The organism is Butyrivibrio sp. INlla21, assembly GCF_900116875.1.
Taxonomy (GTDB): Bacteria; Bacillota; Clostridia; order Lachnospirales; family Lachnospiraceae; genus Butyrivibrio.
Map to the genome: position 1 here is coordinate 1 of NZ_FPCC01000041.1, position 19,190 is coordinate 19,190.

At 34.8% G+C, this 19,190-nt stretch carries 18 protein-coding genes and 1 pseudogene; all 19 read right to left on the reverse strand.

Annotated elements, in window-relative coordinates:
• A partial coding sequence (locus tag BM377_RS15040; RefSeq protein WP_143104520.1) for a GDP-mannose 4,6-dehydratase occupies positions 1–413 on the reverse strand: 413 nt, incomplete at its 3' end.
• A gap of 17 nt (positions 414–430) precedes the next feature.
• Positions 431–1,591 (reverse strand): aminotransferase class I/II-fold pyridoxal phosphate-dependent enzyme, encoded by a 1,161-nt coding sequence (locus tag BM377_RS15045; protein WP_242948189.1) that lies wholly within the window; start codon positions 1,589–1,591, stop codon positions 431–433.
• Between the two features lie 24 nt (positions 1,592–1,615).
• Complete coding sequence (locus BM377_RS15050) at positions 1,616–2,845, reverse strand: polysaccharide biosynthesis protein (protein WP_092250514.1); 1,230 nt, start codon at positions 2,843–2,845, stop codon at positions 1,616–1,618.
• Positions 2,846–2,869: 24 nt separating this feature from the next.
• Positions 2,870–3,559 (reverse strand): acylneuraminate cytidylyltransferase family protein, encoded by a 690-nt coding sequence (locus BM377_RS15055; protein WP_330393007.1) that lies wholly within the window; start codon positions 3,557–3,559, stop codon positions 2,870–2,872.
• A complete protein-coding gene (neuC, locus tag BM377_RS15060) occupies positions 3,559–4,719 on the reverse strand; it encodes a UDP-N-acetylglucosamine 2-epimerase (protein ID WP_092250517.1) in 1,161 nt (386 codons plus the stop codon). Before neuC ends, BM377_RS15055 begins: the two co-directional genes overlap by 1 nt.
• Positions 4,716–5,708 carry an N-acetylneuraminate synthase gene (neuB, locus tag BM377_RS15065; protein WP_092250521.1) on the reverse strand — a complete coding sequence of 331 codons (993 nt, stop codon included), beginning with the start codon at positions 5,706–5,708 and terminating at the stop codon, positions 4,716–4,718. Before neuB ends, neuC begins: the two co-directional genes overlap by 4 nt.
• On the reverse strand, positions 5,709–6,338 hold the full coding sequence (locus tag BM377_RS15070; RefSeq protein WP_092250524.1) for an acetyltransferase: 630 nt from the start codon (positions 6,336–6,338) through the stop codon (positions 5,709–5,711).
• 17 nt (positions 6,339–6,355) lie between these two features.
• Entirely contained in the window at positions 6,356–7,399 is a 1,044-nt protein-coding gene (locus tag BM377_RS15075) for a sugar phosphate nucleotidyltransferase (protein ID WP_092250527.1), read from the reverse strand.
• Between the two features lie 14 nt (positions 7,400–7,413).
• Positions 7,414–8,529 (reverse strand): N-acetyl sugar amidotransferase, encoded by a 1,116-nt coding sequence (locus BM377_RS15080; RefSeq protein ID WP_092250530.1) that lies wholly within the window; start codon positions 8,527–8,529, stop codon positions 7,414–7,416.
• Positions 8,530–8,570: 41 nt separating this feature from the next.
• Entirely contained in the window at positions 8,571–9,731 is a 1,161-nt protein-coding gene (locus tag BM377_RS15085) for a hypothetical protein (RefSeq protein WP_143104521.1), read from the reverse strand.
• A gap of 74 nt (positions 9,732–9,805) precedes the next feature.
• Complete coding sequence (locus tag BM377_RS15090) at positions 9,806–11,578, reverse strand: asparagine synthetase B family protein (protein ID WP_143104522.1); 1,773 nt, start codon at positions 11,576–11,578, stop codon at positions 9,806–9,808.
• Positions 11,579–11,613: 35 nt separating this feature from the next.
• Positions 11,614–12,885 carry a polysaccharide biosynthesis protein gene (locus tag BM377_RS15095; protein ID WP_143104523.1) on the reverse strand — a complete coding sequence of 424 codons (1,272 nt, stop codon included), beginning with the start codon at positions 12,883–12,885 and terminating at the stop codon, positions 11,614–11,616.
• 211 nt (positions 12,886–13,096) lie between these two features.
• Complete coding sequence (locus BM377_RS15100) at positions 13,097–13,615, reverse strand: acyltransferase (protein WP_242948190.1); 519 nt, start codon at positions 13,613–13,615, stop codon at positions 13,097–13,099.
• Between the two features lie 37 nt (positions 13,616–13,652).
• Positions 13,653–14,975, reverse strand: a complete 1,323-nt coding sequence (locus tag BM377_RS15105) for a nucleotide sugar dehydrogenase (RefSeq protein ID WP_092250542.1) — start codon at positions 14,973–14,975, stop codon at positions 13,653–13,655.
• 24 nt (positions 14,976–14,999) lie between these two features.
• Positions 15,000–15,824: a glycosyltransferase family 2 protein gene (locus tag BM377_RS15110; protein ID WP_092250545.1), complete on the reverse strand. Its 825-nt coding sequence runs from the start codon at positions 15,822–15,824 to the stop codon at positions 15,000–15,002.
• A 17-nt stretch (positions 15,825–15,841) separates the two neighbouring features.
• Positions 15,842–16,783, reverse strand: a complete 942-nt coding sequence (locus BM377_RS15115; protein ID WP_177223921.1) for an EpsG family protein — start codon at positions 16,781–16,783, stop codon at positions 15,842–15,844.
• A gap of 77 nt (positions 16,784–16,860) precedes the next feature.
• Entirely contained in the window at positions 16,861–17,784 is a 924-nt protein-coding gene (locus BM377_RS15120) for a glycosyltransferase family 2 protein (protein WP_092250551.1), read from the reverse strand.
• A 42-nt stretch (positions 17,785–17,826) separates the two neighbouring features.
• Positions 17,827–18,654 (reverse strand): glycosyltransferase, encoded by an 828-nt coding sequence (locus tag BM377_RS15125; protein WP_092250555.1) that lies wholly within the window; start codon positions 18,652–18,654, stop codon positions 17,827–17,829.
• Positions 18,655–18,942: 288 nt separating this feature from the next.
• Positions 18,943–19,190 (reverse strand): annotated as a pseudogene (locus tag BM377_RS15130) (group II intron reverse transcriptase/maturase); the annotation flags it as partial.

Below are 19,190 nucleotides of genomic sequence, written 5' to 3' on the forward strand. Positions count from 1 at the left end.
ACCTCCTCAACTTTTCCGTATAATTCCGAAGTTGAAGCCTGATAGATACGGCAAGTCTCTGTAAGACCGCACTGACGAACGGCTTCAAGAACTCTAAGTACACCTGTAGCATCAACGTCAGCTGTAAACTCAGGTGAATCGAATGATACCTGAACGTGTGACTGTGCAGCAAGGTTGTATATCTCATCAGGGCGAACCTTGGACACGATACCGATGATGCTCATTGAATCGCCGAGATCTCCGTAATGAAGATGGAAATGAGGCTTACCCTCAAGATGTGCTATCCTCTCGCGGAAATCTACCGATGATCTTCTTATAATACCGTGAACGTCATAACCCTTTTCCAAAAGGAACTCTGCAAGGTATGATCCGTCCTGACCTGTAATACCTGTTATAAGTGCAACTTTACTCATATTTCTCCTATATATATTCATTTTATTATTTTTATAAAACTATTAATAACTACTTCCAATTGTTCATCAGTAATATTAGTACTACAAGGTAATGTTATTATCCGCTGCCATAAACTCTCTGAAATAGAAACATTACTTTTCGGGCATCCTTCATATGGTTTTTGGAGATGTACCGGTTTCCAAAATGAACGTGCCTCTATTTGGGATTCTTTTAATTTGGCACATATATTCTTTGCATCATCAAGTTTTGCCCCTTCCGGTAATACAATTCCTGAAAACCAACATGATGAACCTATTGTAGTCGGAAAGAATGTAATACTATTCTCCTGCGCCAAACATCCAAATTTATTTTCATAGTATGCACGCGTTCTGCGCTTAGAATCGATAAAATCTTCCAGCCTTTCCATCTGCGCAACACCTACTGCTGCCTGTATGTTAGTCATTCGATAATTAAAACCAACTTCATCAAAGTCATAGTCAGGCCATACACGTGCCGTAGTTGTAAGGTGACGAACATGATCCAGAAGCTTTTGATCACATCCTACTACGGCTCCACCTCCGCCACAGGTAATCGTTTTATTACCGTTAAAAGATAATACACTTAAATCCGCTAATGCTCCAAATTTTCGTTCTCCAAAGGTAGCACCAATTGCACATGCTGCATCAACAACAAGAGGTATCTGATATTCATCTGCTATCTTTCTGAATGCATCCATATCCGGAATATTACCTAAAGTGTATACAGGCATTAATGCCGCAACTCGTTTTCCGGTCTCTATATGATATAACTTACCATCCGTATGCTTCTCACAACATTTTTCTATCTCTTGACGAACCAATTGTGGATTTAGGCACCAATCATCTTTACTAATATCCATCAGCCATGGATCTGCTCCGCAATGTCGAACCGCATTAGCTGAAGCAATAAATGTAAAGGTCGGAATAATAACCAATTCTCCATGTTTTACTCCAACCGCAGTCAAAGCAGAATGAATCCCAGTTGTTCCGGAGCTTGTTGCCACAGCTCCTATACTTCCTGTTGCATCAGCCACCATCTTCTCAAATTCATTCACATACTCTCCGACTGATGATACAAATGTAGTATCTATACAATTATCAAGATATTTTTTTTCATTTCCGGTTAAATTTGGTATTGCTAACGAAATCATTTTTCCCATGCCCTTCATAATATCTATGCAAACTTACATTTTACCATCAAGACTTTTCCCAGTCTCAATATGCTCAAAATTCGGCAAATATTTACCTATAATTGAAACAATATCTGCTTTGGTACAAGCTTCAGAATCAAAAGTAGAATCAAGTATTTTTATCAGCTCTATTACTTTATCTTTATTTGGAATTTGCTTATCTGTAATTACACCCAGAGAAGAAAAACGCTCCATATCAACTTCTTCGCCTTCAATAAAGAATTCTTCAAAAGCTTTTTCCCCACTAGTATCAGAACAACTAAAATGCACCGGATATGGCTGCCCCTCACTCCATCTATTAGCCTTATCTATAGCCTCCTCATCAGAAGAGCAATAATCAATTTCATAGCCCATAGATGTCAACAAATTCTCAGCTATCTTATCAAATGTAGTCATCTGAGCTTCATCTAACTTAGGAAAGAAAATATTACGATTATCCCCAAGCATAGCAGATAACATACATATCTGGCCTGATTCTTGTGGACTAACAAAATATCTCTTCACATCAGAGGGTGCAGACAAAGGTTGTCTTTGATTAATTCTGTCAATAAATCCCGCAGGAAGTGAACCATTGGAAAACGCTACATTTGCAAAACGAGCTGTCTTTACCGGAAACTTATCGGAATAGCTAAAAATCAAATCCTCCATAATTCGTTTACTAGCACCCATGATATTTACAGGATTAGCTGCTTTATCAGTACTTACACAGAAATAAACCTCAGGTGGATACTGTTCCAATATATCAAGTAATCCCTTAGCGCTTATTACGTTATTCCTTAGCAGAGCCTCAACGCTATATATATCTTTTTCAGATCTAACATGCTTGTGCGCACTGAAATTAGCTACTATATCAAAACCATTTAAACCATTTTTTCTCTTATGATGTGTAAACATGCGTCTAAATGTCACAGAACTATAATCCATGGGATATGGGAGATAAATACTTGGAACATAACTAGAAAGTGCAGCAGAAGATCTAAGAGATCTTGTCAATTCTGTCAAGGCATTCTCATTAGTATCAACAATAACAAGCTCAGAAGGTTCAAAAGGCAAAATTGCGCGCACAAAACTTGATCCAATACTACCTGCTCCACCGATTACCAAGAACGATTTCCCGCGAATCATATTGGATAAATCATCTTTCATAGCCATTATATCTGTATTGAACATCGAGTATTGTCGCTTAGTTACATATTCATTGATAAATTCACTTAAATTAAACATTGCCATTCTCCAAGTATATATTTATTAAACTTTCTCAATCATAATCTGAGCAAGTTTAAAATCTATTTCTGTATCAATATCCACACTTCTATCCTGTTCCATTACATAAGCAAAACTTCCTTTTTTATAAAAAAACCTATCATTTTGAAACCTAGTAATATCAACTATATATATAGCTCCATTTAAGCGATAGAATTTCCCCGCATCTTGTCTACGTTTCATGCTTTCAGGGCTTATGAAATCAATAAACTCCCCATTCTCCGGAAGTTGTCCACACCATAAAGGTGAATGTTCAGCCTCACATACCGAAACAACTGCAAATGAGGCTTTATTCTTATACAATTCGTATGCATTCTTAATGTCTTCAGCCGTCCTAAGCGGTGAAGTCGGTTGTAAAAGACAAAAAGTATCATATTCCTTGTTCATATCTTTATAACCAGATAACACTTCATCGACCATATCCCATGACGTTGCCTTATCTGTAGAGTTTTTATCACTTCTCAAAAAAGGTACATTCGCACCATATTTCTTAGCAATATCAGCATAATATGAAGAATCTGTAGAAACCATCACTTCATCAAAACATTCAGACTTTAAAGCGGCTTCTATTGTATATGCAATCAATGGTTTACCTGCTAATTCTTTTATATTTTTATCCTGAAGCCCTTTTGAACCACTTCGTGCTGGAATAATCGCAATATTACGCATTCTCATTATAGATCATAGAATTTTTTCTTTAGATCTATCCTCCCATCCATAACTATTTCAACTATCTTTTGACCTATTCTTTTGGCAGCTTTACCATCACCATAAGGATTTTTTATTTTTTTACAAGTTTTTTTATACTCATCAGTTACTGCAGCATTTATTGCACCAATTATCTCATTTGAATCTGCATCGCAATTAATAATACTATCAGTTTGAAGACGCCCCCTCTGCCTATCCCCTATATTCACAGTAGGAATATGAAATGCAGGAGTCTCTATGATTCCGCTTGATGAATTTCCTAAAACAAACTCAGCATATTTCATTAATGATAAATATCTTCGAATTCCCAAGGAAGTGTATACATGCAAATTGTCTATATGTTTTTCAACTTCATCCAATAATTCGTTTATCCTTGCTCCGCCTTGGTCCGCATTAGATTTAGTAACAATAAACTCTATGTCAGGAAAACTTTTAATTGCTCCAATAAATGATTCTATTTGCTCATCTACGCTTCCGCCATCCATTGTCACAGGATGGTAAGTACATAGCGCATATTTACAATCTCCTAACCCTATACTTTCAAGGGCTTCAAGTTTATCCATATCTGCAGCATTAAGAATATTGTCAATGCTCGTAGATCCGTAATTAAACACGCGGCTAGGATCCTCTCCAAGTTGAATCACTCTTCTCCTACTATCTTCATTTGTTACAAAGTGCAGATAGCTCATCTTGGTAATAGAATGCCTTATCCACTCATCAATAGCACCTTCAGTTGTATCGCCCCCACATAAATGGAAGATTGGAGTCAAAGTGTTTCCGGCTGCTATGGCTATTGCAAGTGTTTCATATCTGTCTCCCAATAAGATCACAGCACTATAATGCTCTTTAACGAATAAAGCCGTAAATTTAACCAGCGTCTCTGCCTGATTAGAAGATATATCTTCTTCAGAATCTGATTTTACAGAAATTTGTATTCTATGATCAATCCGTACATTGTCTTTTTCTATCTCATCAACAGTATGGCCATATACATCACTTAAATGCGTTCCGGTAACAATAAGTTCTATTTTCAATTGATCATCTTCTGATTGGCGTAATTCGCGGATAACCGGCAATAATAATCCATATTCAGCTCTTGTGGCAGTCACAATTGCTATCTTCTTCATATTTCTATCAACTCATCCTCTTCAAAATCTCTTTTTGCCTTTTTACCTATTACTTCATTCCATCTCATAGGATTGATGCCCGTTCCCGGACGCTTTACCGTAATATTATCTTCAGTAAATAATTCTCCTGCACCGATAGCAGTCTTTGCAACTATACTTTTTCTGGCAACAATACGGTTTTTCTTTTCAGAATCAGATGGAACCTTAATTCCGGTGCCAATTGATTTTTCAATATTTCTTATGGATGATACCATTTGTGCAAGCTCACCGGGTTCAAGGCTGGCTTTATGGTCCGGTCCCTCCATATTTCTATCTAAAGTAAAATGTTTCTCAATAACCGTTGCCCCAAGTGCAACAGCCGCTATAGGAACTTCTATCCCTTTAGTATGATCCGAGTAACCCACCTCTAGTTTGAAGTAATCACGTATAGTCTGCATTGCACTAAGATTAACATCTTCGAAAGGCGTCGGATATTCGGTGTTGCAATGAAGTAGCTTTATATCTTCTGTTCCATTGGCTCTTAGTGTCTCAATAGCATCCTCTATCTCTTTGATATCACACATTCCGGTAGACATTACCACAGGCCATCCGGTCTTTGCCAGAGCAACAAGATACGGATAATTCGTTATCTCTCCGGATGGGATCTTCCAAAAAGGCATATCAATTGTTTTTAAGAATTCTATGCTATCAAAATCAAATGGTGTTGATAAAAAACAAATCCCCACCTTATCACAGTATTCTTTTAACCTAATAAAATCATCAAAAGACAACTCAAGATTTTTAAGCATTTCAATCTGCGAGCCGTCCCCTGTTGTTTTCTTCTGATATTCAGCTTTTTTTGCACTCTTTGAAACGAGATTATCAGACTTGAAAGTTTGAAACTTTATACAATCTACCCCTGCTCTCTTTGCTTCATCAATCATCTTGCAGGCTGTTTCAAAACTACCATTATGATTGACCCCCGCCTCAGCTATTATAAAAACATTCATTCACATTACCACCTTGCATGGGTTACCATATGCTTTAACATTACTCGGGATGTTATTTACCACAACACTTCCACATCCAACCAAAGAATTACTTCCGATTTCAATACACTGACGGATAACCGTTCCTGCACCAATATGTGTGTCATCACTGATAGTAACTTGTCCACATAATGTTGCTCCGGTGCTTATATGGCAAAAAGCGCCAATAACACACTCATGCTCGATAATCGCTCCGGAATTAATAATAGAACAGCATCCGATCCTTGTCTCTGCGTTTACAATAGCTCCTTTTCCAATAAATGTACCGTCATCAATAACAACGTCCTTTGCAATTATTGCAGTAGGGTCGACAATCGATGGAGTGTTAAATCCTATGGATTTGAGCATATCATAAAGTCTATGTCGAACTTTAGTATTTCCGATGCTCCCAACGGTAACAAAAGCATCCGTCCAACCTTGTTCTATCAACTTAGGCAGATCATCATCACAGCCTATCACGGAAATACCCATTATTCTGTCGCCAACATTTGAATCTATTATTCCTATTTCTGAGTATGCGTTTAGTGAAAGCAAGCTATCTAAAACAGATTTGCAGTGTCCGCCGCCTCCGACTAATAATATCTTGGACATAAAAGATTTCCTCCGGCTTATTCTCCGAATAATTTTTTTCTCATCTTTTCCAGCTCAGGTAACTGTCCCATATCCATCCAATCATTTTCACTGACCGGAAATACGGCAACTTTTTTCCCTTTTTGCTTCTCACGTTCTATAATATCCGGGAATCCAATAGCCTCTTCATCACCTATATCATCAATTACTTCCGGCTCTACAATATATATTCCTGTGTTGGTCAAAAAGGATATCAGCGGTTTTTCTTTCATATCTGTAATAACGCCATTCTCTCCCATTTCGACAACTCCGTATGGAATATTTATATTCTTATATGCACATATCATAGTGATAACATTGCCGTTATCCTTATGAAATTTAAGCATACTCTCATAATTGGCGGTTAATAATGCATCACAATTAGCAAAAAAGAATGTGCTCTTAAGCTTTCCTCTTAACAGGCTTAATCCGCCACCTGTTCCAAGCGGCTTTTCCTCGTCATACCAAGTTATATTATAGTTGGCTTCATTATCAGCAAAGTAGGCCTTCATCAACTCGCGCTTGTAATTAACTATGATATGAAATTCATCACAGCTATACGACTGATACTCTTGCATAATAAGCTCAATAATCGGTAAATCCCCAACCGGTATAAGAGGCTTTGGCAATACTCTGGTAAAAGGATCCAGTCTGGTTCCTTTTCCTCCTGCATTAATAACAACCGGAAGATGTAAAGGACTGTATTTCTTATCCTTCACACCTTCTCCCATATACATATCAATTACTATTCCCTGATTATTAATTATAGGAATTACAACATAGTCTCGGTTGTGATAAAGCTTAATGGCTTCGGCTAAAGATCTTGCCACCTTTGGTTTTTGATTTGATGCTCTAGCAACCACATCTGACATTCCTCCTCCAGACAGAAGATAACGTCTAATGTCCCCATCTGTCACGCATCCAACTAATAGATTGTTATCATCCACAAGAAATAAAATACCATGTGAATTACTATCTATTTTTCGCATTGCCTGAGATACTGAAAGATTGCAATTAGCCAAAAACATTTGAATACTATCCATCCAAAATACCTCAACTATTTATTCCAAACAGGTTCTTTCAAAACCCATTTTCCAATTGCATTTTTCTCAAATATTTCTGTATTATAGAGTTTATCAACAATATTCCAGAATTCCGTTTCTGTATAGCCACAAAATTCACAGAAATCTCTTATAGATAAAGGATCCAGCCTATCATCATGGTCTTTAACCAAATTAACTGCCTCTTCACGCGATATCAATCCATATCTAACCATGCGTGCAGCATAATCTGTTGCAGAAGCATGTCCGAACTTAGGATATTTCATCCATGAATGAACGAGGTATGCTCTACTGTCTATTTGGTCAAAATTCTCGACGTGATGAGTTCTATCCCACTCATGAGTAAGATCATGGAACCCATGTTTTCTAGCAAATTCATAATTTTTGAAGCTATTCCACTCTTGGAAATATGATATATAGATTGGATCGAGCTTATCTAATTCTTCCTGCTTTGGAGCTCTTGTCAAATATAAATCCTGCTTTGTTACTCCTGCGCCCTCAATTAATTCCTCTTCGTCAATCCCTGTTGCCACTCCGTTACTTAATTGCTCTTTTGCAGAATACGTTTCCTTTGCATCAGCTCCGCCATATTCATAACTTACATTCTCCCCATATACAAGAAGAGGCGTATTAAACTTTGCTGCCATAATAAGAGGATAAGTATATATCAAGCGATCAACATACCATGTGGGCTTTCCATATTTTTCAAACATATATCTCATAAGTTTTTTCTGTGCTCTAATATTGGGCTTAATACTAATAATTTCGCAGCCAAATTCCTCAGAGATATTCTTTATATTATGCATTCCAGCCTCTGTCATAGGGAAATTATCCTCAACAGAAAATAATATCGGATTCATGTGCATTACGTTTTTCATTAGATGTACCTGATAATGCGAATCTTTTCCACCTGATACTGCTATAGCACAATCTGGACCATCTCCATTCATCCCTCTATACTTATCACATATAGTTTCGAATTCTTTCCATCTTTTTCCCCAATCAATAGCCTTTCGATTTTCATATGATTGGCAAGCAGAACAAACTCCCTCTTCATTAAATGTAATCCCTGGTCTAGTATCTGGCATAACACATTTTTTACAAAATCTCATATTCGTGACCTCTCTTTATCTTTTATAATAGTTTATTTATATTAGAAATAATACTGAATATCATCATTGTGCTTCTTCTTTATATGCTCAATGCAATAAAACATCTCTTGCCGATAATCTTCGTCAGAATATCGAATATCAATTATCTTTTCAATCTGATGATTATCAGTTAAATACCACATTGTTGAAGTGTCCTGAGTAATTATTTTATTAAATGTAAAATAATTGCATATCACTTCAGTAGGAACAATTGCACCACCTACCGACTCGGGAATAAGTTCCACTATATCATAAGCCTCAATACCCATATCGCGTATTTTTTGTGTCAGGCTATCTTTTATATTATCATTTGCTCTATATAGCCAAGGGTGATACTTTATAAAAACTCTGTCATCTTTGTCAATATGAGAAAGAAGAAATTTACAATTCCTTTCATCGTATATACTAGTATCAGAATCCACTCCATCTACCGAGTGTCTTGTAAATATAGGCAAAAAAAGAATATTTCTTTTATTATCTTTATATTTACCTAATACCCGCAACTCTTTTTCAATAACTGGTGATTTGAAATCATATACATTAAGCCATCTTTCATGCTCATTGTTTAATTTGCATAATGAATAGGCATTGTATGCCCAATAATGACACCAAGTACTATGTGGCATCCCAATAATTTTTCCAATAATAAATTCCTGTAAGGTAGATACAAAGCTCCACTTTCTTTCATTTAATATTTCCCATTGAAATAAATCTGTTAATCCATGGTACAGGTAAATAATATTGTTATATTTCCTAGGAATACTTCTCATAAATGTAGACGTTTGCGCGCCTACAAAAACCACATCATTCGAATATTCATCATATAATTTTCTGGTGGATTTTCGTATTTTCCATATTTTATTAATCTCAATAGAATTAATAAAAAATCTAGGAGGAACTTCAACATGTTTCATTGATTTAACTGAAATGCATGAATTAATAAAATTCAATAGCAGTTTTGAAGCATCATCAGTTTCCAATCCGCTTTTTCTTTCAAGAATAAGATTGACCGGACATTCATTTGATAAAATTGACACCATAAATGCTGTAATGGGACTGTCAATAACAAAATATGTTTTTTCATAATTTCCACCGTATGGAAACTCTCTTATTATATCTTTTTGATAAATCATATCCACAGCTCTCTCTATGTATTGTGCCAAAATACATAGCCTTTCATATAACTCATAATAAGAAGATCACTACTTAATAGTATATCCTATTTTTTTATGAACCATCATCCCTTAGCTCGATCATCTATCAAGTAATCACTAACTAACTTAAGCATTATTAGCGGTTCTGCCACTAGAGCAGCATGGCATTCTGAGGTATCTTTCCATACCAAATCAATCATGCCAATTCTTTTATATTCTTCTTTACAATAATCTATTATTTTCCAATCCTTCATGAGTGAATTAGTTTTATCATCAATCACAAGTTTCCTAGCTTTATGACGAATATATGAAAAAACACCATATCCCTTAGTTCCCATAATCTTAACTAAGATTGCTCTTATCATATCTTTTATTGTTAACATGGTATTTTTAGTATAACAATAATTTTCGTCAATCACTCTCCATTTTCCATGCGAAAAGATTGGTATACTTAAAAGCTTTGAATAAAGATTATCTGTAAGCATCAATGATATTTGTGGACCTTTTTTCCACTCGTATGGAATATTACGTATTATCGGGAAAATATCCGGTTGTCCTAAGAGTATATAATTATAGCGAAATACGTTACTAAAGTTGCACATAATCACATCTGCTCTTAATCTATAGAATGAATACAATTTACAACAATCTGATTTGCTTAAATCTTTTTCATTCATATTGTTTCTTTTAATATAATATAAAAAGCCATTGTATATTCTTCTTTCTACAGCATCATTTTTTTCTTCTGTATGATTGTGCCTATTCATATAGATTCGATTAATAAAATCTTTAAGCGAAAAAGGTCTATTATATTCTTCATCCAATTGCTCCCAAGAGTTTAAAAACTCACCAAAGTATCCATATTCATCACACGGCGCGTCTATGTCATTTCTAAACATTTCAACCAACCTAGGGCTACCACCATAGAGATTTGTATATTCTCCCCTTAAAGCCAAATCATTTTCATTTATTTTTTCATAATCAGAAATGAAATCATGGCTTATATCATGGTATGTATATTTTCCGCCAATCGTATCGGCTATTTCCCTACCTATTTTTTCATCTGGTTGATTGTAGTTTTCTAGGCTCGTATCTCCACCAAAATAATGAAAGCTTGCATCCATCCCTACCGAAGATGTCGCAGCAGCTACAAATCTTGAATCTAGTCCTCCAGTTATAAAGATAGCCTTTGAACCAAATAGCCTTTTCTGGACTGTGGTTATTTCATTTATCCTTGCAATAAGTGTATCTAACATTTTTCCAGAAGATGTAAAAGAAAAACTTTCATCTTGTGATTCGACTTCATTAATGCATATGGTCTTATCAACTACAACGCACTCATTTCCACGCAATCTATATATATTATTAAATATTGTCTCATTACTTAATATACAAAAAGTTGTTGTCAATTCAAGAAAAGCATCCTGATCAAATTTTTGTTTTACACAATGCTGAATATGCATATACATATTGGAAAACAAAAAGCCGTCATCTCCAATGTAGTAATATATAGAATATGTTGCATAGGGATCTACGAATAAAAATATTTTATTATTCTTTTTTATACATATAAAATAACTGCCCAAACACTTACTTCTGCACTTATTTATATCTCCATCAAATTCATCATATAACTTAGATAACGCTTCCTTACCTATACTACCCGAATATATTAATGTTCCATTTGATATTATCCAATTGTCTCCATACGAAACATAGTTTTCATTATCAACGCAAAGCTTTTTATAACACACCGCTACATCATTTTCATATGATATATCAAGTTCAGTCTTTGAAAAAAGTGCTTTCAAAGACTCCCTCCACTTTTCATTATTTGATACAATAATTCTTCCCATAACAAATAATTCCTTTCAAATATATTACTAAATAGTCAATGCCTTGCTGTTTTATCAAACAAAAAATCAGTTATATATTTTATAATCATAAATATACAAATAATCGCAATCGTTGTGGCAAACATACTAGCAAAAGCAATTGAATAATTTGTAAATGCGCTAAGTCTATATTGATGTGATGCAATGTACAAAACCGCAAACGTTATAGTATTAAAAATGATACGTAAGCTGTATGCTAAAACATTTGACCGATATATATTTTTTTGAAAATAGAAAATATAATGCACTGTTCTGTATAATTCAGCAACAATGGATCCAATCAAAAGTCCGGTAATTTTTAAATCCCATATTAAAATCAAAGAAAGAATAATATTAATAGTTGCACTAGTAATAACTATTCCTTTGGTCTCCTTAAATTTACCTGCTGAAGCTACTATCTCACTATAACAAGATCTTAAAACTTTCGATATTCCTAATAACGCAAAAAACAATCCAACAATTGGTAAATCATAATTCGCATCTTTAACGCCATATGTATAAAGCCTTATAAAGGGCATTATTGAAATTGCCATGGCAGTATGTAGGCTATACACAACCATTAGATACCATCCTTCAAATTTAAAAACCCTTTGTTTTAGTTGAGTAATATCACCTAATACATATAATCTTGCAAAAACCGTTGCTCTAGCGCTCAAAAAACTAGAAATCACCTGTGTCACTAAGCCTAAAATCATATTGTAAACATTATAAATACTCGCTAAAGAAAGTGTACCTCCAAATATTGCAAGCAATAGGATATCCGTATTATTTAAAACTAATCCCGAAATTTGATGCACTAGGATATCACTCCGCTGCTTTATTGCCCCTATGGCTGGTTCTACATGATAATTAAGCTGCGGATACACTCTTCTAACATATGCGATAAGTATCACGGTCTCTACACATGCAGTAAAAACTGCTATAAATTTTATAAATGCTATATTCCAATTTAAATAAATAATTACAATACCAAGAAAAATCTGTATGACAACACCTAAACTCCGCGCATAATTAGACACATATAACCTATTATCCGCTTGGAGTATTGCCCTATATTTACCAAGAAACATATATGTAACCAAATTTATACCGGCAACAGATGCAACCACTAACCAAATAGTATAAATAGGTATATCATCCTTAATAAAAAATGGTAGTAATAATCCTGCTATTATAGTTCCAAAAGAAAAAAGTGCCGCTACTTGATTATAGAACCTATTTATCGCAGCTACTATTTGGCTAGCCTTTATGTAATCATGTTTAGCCATCGGATCATATAAAGCCACCAAAGAAGCACTAGCTAACCCCATCTCAACTATAGACATGTATGAAATCAATTGTGTAACAGTGGATATCAATCCATTTAGTACAGATCCATAATGCATTATAATGAGCCTGGGCATAACTATGCCACAAACAGCCATGCATATTTGATAGATTACTCCAGAAAGAAAATTTTGCATAAAGTGCGACTTTAATTTATTTGTTAAGAATGTAAGCATTTTTTTCTTTTAATTCCTCATAATGTTTTCTATCACGATATTTAAAAACTTTTGCAGGATGTCCTCCGGCTATACCTCCAGCTGGAATGTCACCAACCACAACACTTCCCGCTTGAATTATAGCCCCCTCACCGATATGAGCATCACCTAGTACTATAACACCGGTCCCAATCCAAACGTTTGGCTCTATAACAATATTTTTGGGTATTGATCCCTTCCTGTCATATGGAATTTCATTACCCGCATCATAATTGTGGTTATCAGAAATAATATAGCAGTTCTCTCCACAATGAAAATGGCTACCAATAGAAACATTACCTGATCCTATTATTCTCATTCCATTAAACGATACGTCGTCCCCTATAGATGTATTACAATTAATACATGATTTAGGATCGTTATTAATGAAGCGAACTCCTATAGTCTTGGCAATTTTATGAATTCTACGATTTGTTTCCCATAATTCAATTCTTCGAAAAAGGCTGATTATTTTCACGCGAGTCCTCCAACACTAAAGTAATCATTAATAATTATTAAAGTCTCCACCACTGAAGTCCGCTTTTCTTTAAATCCTCAACTTTATATAGTCCTTTAACATCTACAATAACTTTCTCCTCATCGGGGACATTTCTATACAACTTCTTCAGATCATCTATACTCATTTTTTTGAATTCGTCATGCGCAACAGCTACAATAACACAATCAGCATCTTTTACTTCTTTGAGTTCCGTTAATTTAACACCATATTCATGCATTGAATCTCTTTCATTAGCCCATGGATCTACAACTATTGGCTCTATTCCATAACGATTTAGTTGTTTTATTATGTCATCAACTTTACTATTTCTTGTATCCGGGCAATTTTCCTTAAAAGTCAATCCCAAAATAACAACCTTGCTATTCTTTGGCGCCTGTCCTGCTTTGATCATCTTTCTCAGTGCAACATCTGCAATATATGCCCCCATATGATCATTGACGATTCGGCCGTTAAGAATGATTTGACTGTGATATCCTAGTTTCTCTGCCTCATAAGTAAAGTAATAAGGATCAACGCCTATACAATGTCCCCCAACCAATCCCGGTCTAAAGCCAAGGGCATTCCATTTGGTATTCATTCCATCCACGACTTCATTGGTATCTATCTGCATACGATCAAATACCATCGCAAGTTCATTCATAAAAGCAATATTAATATCGCGTTGACTGTTCTCAACAACTTTGATTGCTTCTGCCGTTCTAAGATTTGATACCGCATGAGTTCCCACTTCTATTACAATATCATATACCGCTTTTATTATATCTAATGATTCTTGATCAATTCCTGAAACTATCTTATGAATATTTTCCAGACGATGAACCTTATCTCCTGGATTTATACGCTCTGGACTATATCCCACTTTAAAGTCTTTACCACACTTAAGTCCTGATTCTTTCTCGAGAATTGGAATGCAAACATCCTCAGTGCATCCCGGATAAACTGTGGATTCATAAACCACAATGCTTCCCTTTACCATGTTTCTCCCTATAATCTCAGAGGCACCTATTACAGGAGTCAAATCTGGAGTATGATCGTTGTTTACAGGTGTAGGTACAGCAACAATATGGAATTTTGCTTTTTTGAGCTCTATCTCATCAGCAGTGAAATGTATTTTAGTATTCTTTATCTCTTCATTTCCTACTTCATTAGTAGGATCAATACCAGATTTATATAATTCTATTTTTTCTTTATTTAAATCAAACCCAATAACGTTAATGCCCTTCTTAGCAAAGGCATGTGCAATTGGCATTCCTACATATCCAAGGCCAACCAAGGAAAGTGATTCTTCTTTTCTGATCAATTGTTCATATAAATTCATTTCTCAGCCTCCAAAAAGCAGTTATTATCCCACTAAAACAACAATTAAATTTCTTAAATATGCCCCAAGAAACAATAGTAATCCCCTTAATCCTAAATAATCAAAATTTTTCAAAGAATACCTAATTCCAGATTTAATCGACATACCTTTGGGAGAAAAAAATCGTTGAATCCTTTCTTCTCTAGATAAAGCTTTATCTTTAAATGTATTTTTTAATGTGTTTCTTTCACAATATCCAATATAACCCGTGGCAATAAAAATATTGTATCCATTTCTCTTCATCAAAAGACTATAGTCATAATCTCCATATGAATGATCATAATTAGGATCAATGATACCTAATTTTGTAATTATATCTCTATCAATTAAAAAGAAATTCCAATTGGCCAGATCACATTTCTGTAGTTTTCCATTTGGATCAATGAATTTTCTGGTTCTAAGTAACTGACCTCCATATGTGGTAACTCCATTTTTCTTAGATTTTGTGGCTCCCACGATAGCACAATGTTTTTGGGCCATTTCATACGATTTGAATGCAATATCCAATGAATCCGTATAAAAATCTACATCATCATTTATCATTAAATAAAAATCGTGTTTGTGCTTAATGGCTTCTTCCATCGCCATATACATTCCCTTGTTCCAATATAATCCTCCACCATGTAAAACAGTTATATTATATTCCCGTAAAATCTCAGAAGTACCATCTGTGGAACCATCATCACAAACATATATGCTAAAAGAATACCTATCTCTTACTTTTTCCATAGCCAAACCAATAGTTTCAAGGCATCTCTTAGTGATTTCTTTTCTATTAAAACATGTAAAAACAATTGCTACACTCTGCATGAATACTAGCCTTTCATTTATTGAAGTAATTTAAAGTTGAACATATAAGGATACATATTTGCGCCATTTCTTGCTACATTAAAATAATATAATATCGACACAAAACAGATGATCACACCTAGTTCTTTCTTCTGCTTAAACATGGATACCATTTGGGGAATAAGAATAATAAATATTGGAGATCCCCACATAATAAACCTGGTCATCAACATACTATATTGTTCATGTCCATATCCAACCGCTATCAAAGCAAGAACGATTGCAAGTAAGCACATGTATTTTTTATCAAACCGTTTCCATATTGGCCTAAACAAAAAAGCAAATATAATAATAGCTGCAAACAATAGATATGATTTATCCCAATAGTTTCCTGGATGATCAATATACTTCGAATATGACGAACTTCTATTCAAGATCATGTTTACTATATTGCTATTAGTTGCTATGGCCCCAACTATATAAGTCCCCAAAGCATATAGAAGGTAGTTCTCCTTTAGCTTCGTTGAAAACATTAGAAGCAACATCAAAATACTCGATGTATGAATAGTAGTTGCAAAAAGCACCAAAATTATATACTTAACGTTATCTTTACCGCAGTACTTAGTTGCATACAAAACTATTGATATTGCCAATGCTTGTCTCACTCCATTAAAAGATGAAAAATAAAATGGTCCGAGACATAAATATAGCATAGTTGATAATTCAAAATTCACGCTGTTATCTTTAATAAAATGATAATAAAAAAAAGCTGTAAGTACTGATGCTATCAAAAATACTAGCTGAACAGTCCCCCCTTTTTCATTAACAAAGCGCATTAGCACCCTAAATCCCACTTCAATATAATCATTATTATCGGGACTCTCATTAACATAATCATAAATCCATTCGTATGCGGGATAATCTACTCCAACATTGTATCTAAACCCACCAACAAAGGCCATTCCAACAAACGGAAGCATGCCCCATATTTTATTCTTAGTACAACTATGTATAAATAACGTCACAATCGAAAACACTAATAACAAGAAATAAACAATCATAGCACTTCACCTGTCACTTTTGATTCTATGTATCGTCTATGTATTCTCTCAACAATTTTTATAATTGAGCTCGGTCGCTTAAGTATTTTAAATATATATATTAAAACATATTTCCATAATTTCTCTTTTACAGCACAATAGACCACATCTATACTATGGAGTGCAAAAATAGTCTCTCTCTCTTTTTTAGACAAAGCCTGTATTACAGGATTGACAGATTGAAAAAAAGCATTTTTCATCTCTATCAGTTCTTCGGAACCACTTGCACGATTGCTGGAATCATCAACGTCAACGCACAACAAAGGCAAATCCAATAATTCTAATGTGTATTTAAATGTTAAATTGGTTAATAACTGTAATTCTTGATGTCTCCTTAGATTCTCATCAAAATATCCAGTTTCATCTAGACAACTGTGTTTTACCAAAATAGAACATGTAGTAACATCAATTTCTCTTCCCAAAACCTCTTTGTATACATTGCCACCTTTATATGGTATTGTTCTTCGTACAAGTTTATTATTTTTATAAAATTCCACTAGTGTACTAACTACAGCACATTCTTCTGCTTGTTTTTTTATAAATTCTACTTGTTTAGAAATTTTATCTAATTTCCACCAGTCATCATCATCCAGAAATGCAATATATTCGCCTTTAGCATGTCTTATTCCGTAGTTTCTTGCCGCAGCTCCATTTTTATGATGCTCCTGGTTTAAGAAAACTATTTTTTCGTTACATATGTAGTCTTCTAAAATCTTATTCAGTTCAATCGAATACTTATCACCAACTTCATTATCATTTACTACAATACATTCGATATTGTTATATGTTTGATTAATTACGGAATCTACCGCCCTTATAATTGTATCAGTGCGCTTATATGTCGGTATAATGACGCTAACTAAATCTTTTGTATATTCCATTTCATTTCCTTTTCTTGTATGTTTATGTGGAATTATCTATGCTTATGAATCAATGTGCCTTACTGATGACAGAATATTTTTATTCACAACATAACGTTCCTTGTCAATAAACCATCCATACTTATTAAAGTACTTACATGCACTTATTATATGCATAAAAAGCATCTTCTTATTCTTATAGCTTCCCTTTTCGTGCTTGTGGATGATTGTCACATGGGGATAAAAAAGTGTTTTACCAACCCTATGTAATCTACGCATCAAATCAAAATCTTCACAATACATAAAAAATCGCTCGTCAAAGAATATCTGATTCTCCGCAAGCGCACCGGTTCTCATAAACATAAAGCATCCGGATAAGCATGGTGGATTCATGATATGGTCATATCCTGTATTTTTTAATATGTACCTATCATTCATCTTTTTAAAAACACCTACATCCGGAAGGAATCTTCGGAAGATAAGATCGGCCGGCGTCGGAAGGAGTTTGCAGAGATACTGTAATTCTCCATTAGGATACACAACCTTAGGAAGCATATATACCACATCTTTATTCTCATCCGCGTACGATACAAGCTCATCTATAATCTTGGGTTCAAACTCAAGATCAGGATTAAGTACTATGTGGTAATCGGACTTCTCCAGTATCGCACTCTTTATTCCAATATTATGTGCACCGCCGTATCCACAATTTTTTTCATTATGAATATAAGAAATATTTTCGCTGGAAACTATTGTCTCGTATTGTTCATTTCTTTCAGCGCTGTTATCAATAAGATACAGTCTCCGCTCAGCGGAAGGCCTATAGCTGTCAATCACAGCCTTAAGCTGACCAATATCTGTATTGTATAGCACTATCGATGCAGTAATCAAAACCGCACTCCTCCATGTATAGGTATTCTATATAATATAGCAATCGTGAACTCAGATAATTCACGTATTTAAGCACTTCATCGCTCTACCTTGGCAACGCAAGCCAATTTTTTAGCTATTATATTATACCTTGAATATGTAGCATGGGCAACTTGTGTTGCATATCGTTGATAACTGTGGGGGATTTAGGGAATTGTCTAAAATTAGAGGACAGTAAATCGAGTAGGAGGGAGTGATTAGCTCCCGTCCTCTCACAGCACCGTACGAACCGTTCGGTATACGGCGCTTTCAATAGTTGACGTGCATAGACTGATAGGCTGTGGCTAAATCATAAAAGCCACTGTTTATCAGTCTTTCTTTTGATAAGGCACGGTTAACCGCGCCCATACCAGACACAAACCAATAGCCTCTACGGCTGTTGGCTGTAATATGTGCATAGTATTCGGGTATCCCCAGTTTAATAAGATTTCTCTTCTTTGTCTTGGGAAGTTTCCACTGTTTCCATATGCACATGCGTATTCTGTGATAGAGCCACT

Bases quoted from the DNA above. Each gene is read 5' to 3' on its own strand.
- neuC (WP_092250517.1), bottom strand. From the start codon at position 4,719: ATGAAGAAGATAGCAATTGTGACTGCCACAAGAGCTGAATATGGATTA.
- BM377_RS15095 (WP_143104523.1), bottom strand. From the start codon at position 12,885: ATGGCTAAACATGATTACATAAAGGCTAGCCAAATAGTAGCTGCGATA.
- BM377_RS15070 (WP_092250524.1), bottom strand. From the start codon at position 6,338: ATGTCCAAGATATTATTAGTCGGAGGCGGCGGACACTGCAAATCTGTT.
- BM377_RS15105 (WP_092250542.1), bottom strand. From the start codon at position 14,975: ATGAATTTATATGAACAATTGATCAGAAAAGAAGAATCACTTTCCTTG.
- BM377_RS15120 (WP_092250551.1), bottom strand. From the start codon at position 17,784: ATGGAATATACAAAAGATTTAGTTAGCGTCATTATACCGACATATAAG.
- BM377_RS15045 (WP_242948189.1), bottom strand. From the start codon at position 1,591: ATGGGAAAAATGATTTCGTTAGCAATACCAAATTTAACCGGAAATGAA.
- BM377_RS15075 (WP_092250527.1), bottom strand. From the start codon at position 7,399: ATGGATAGTATTCAAATGTTTTTGGCTAATTGCAATCTTTCAGTATCT.
- BM377_RS15090 (WP_143104522.1), bottom strand. From the start codon at position 11,578: ATGGGAAGAATTATTGTATCAAATAATGAAAAGTGGAGGGAGTCTTTG.
- BM377_RS15050 (WP_092250514.1), bottom strand. From the start codon at position 2,845: ATGTTTAATTTAAGTGAATTTATCAATGAATATGTAACTAAGCGACAA.
- BM377_RS15055 (WP_330393007.1), bottom strand. From the start codon at position 3,559: ATGAGAATGCGTAATATTGCGATTATTCCAGCACGAAGTGGTTCAAAA.
- BM377_RS15080 (WP_092250530.1), bottom strand. From the start codon at position 8,529: ATGAGATTTTGTAAAAAATGTGTTATGCCAGATACTAGACCAGGGATT.
- BM377_RS15110 (WP_092250545.1), bottom strand. From the start codon at position 15,824: ATGCAGAGTGTAGCAATTGTTTTTACATGTTTTAATAGAAAAGAAATC.
- BM377_RS15115 (WP_177223921.1), bottom strand. From the start codon at position 16,783: ATGCTTCCGTTTGTTGGAATGGCCTTTGTTGGTGGGTTTAGATACAAT.
- neuB (WP_092250521.1), bottom strand. From the start codon at position 5,708: ATGAATGTTTTTATAATAGCTGAGGCGGGGGTCAATCATAATGGTAGT.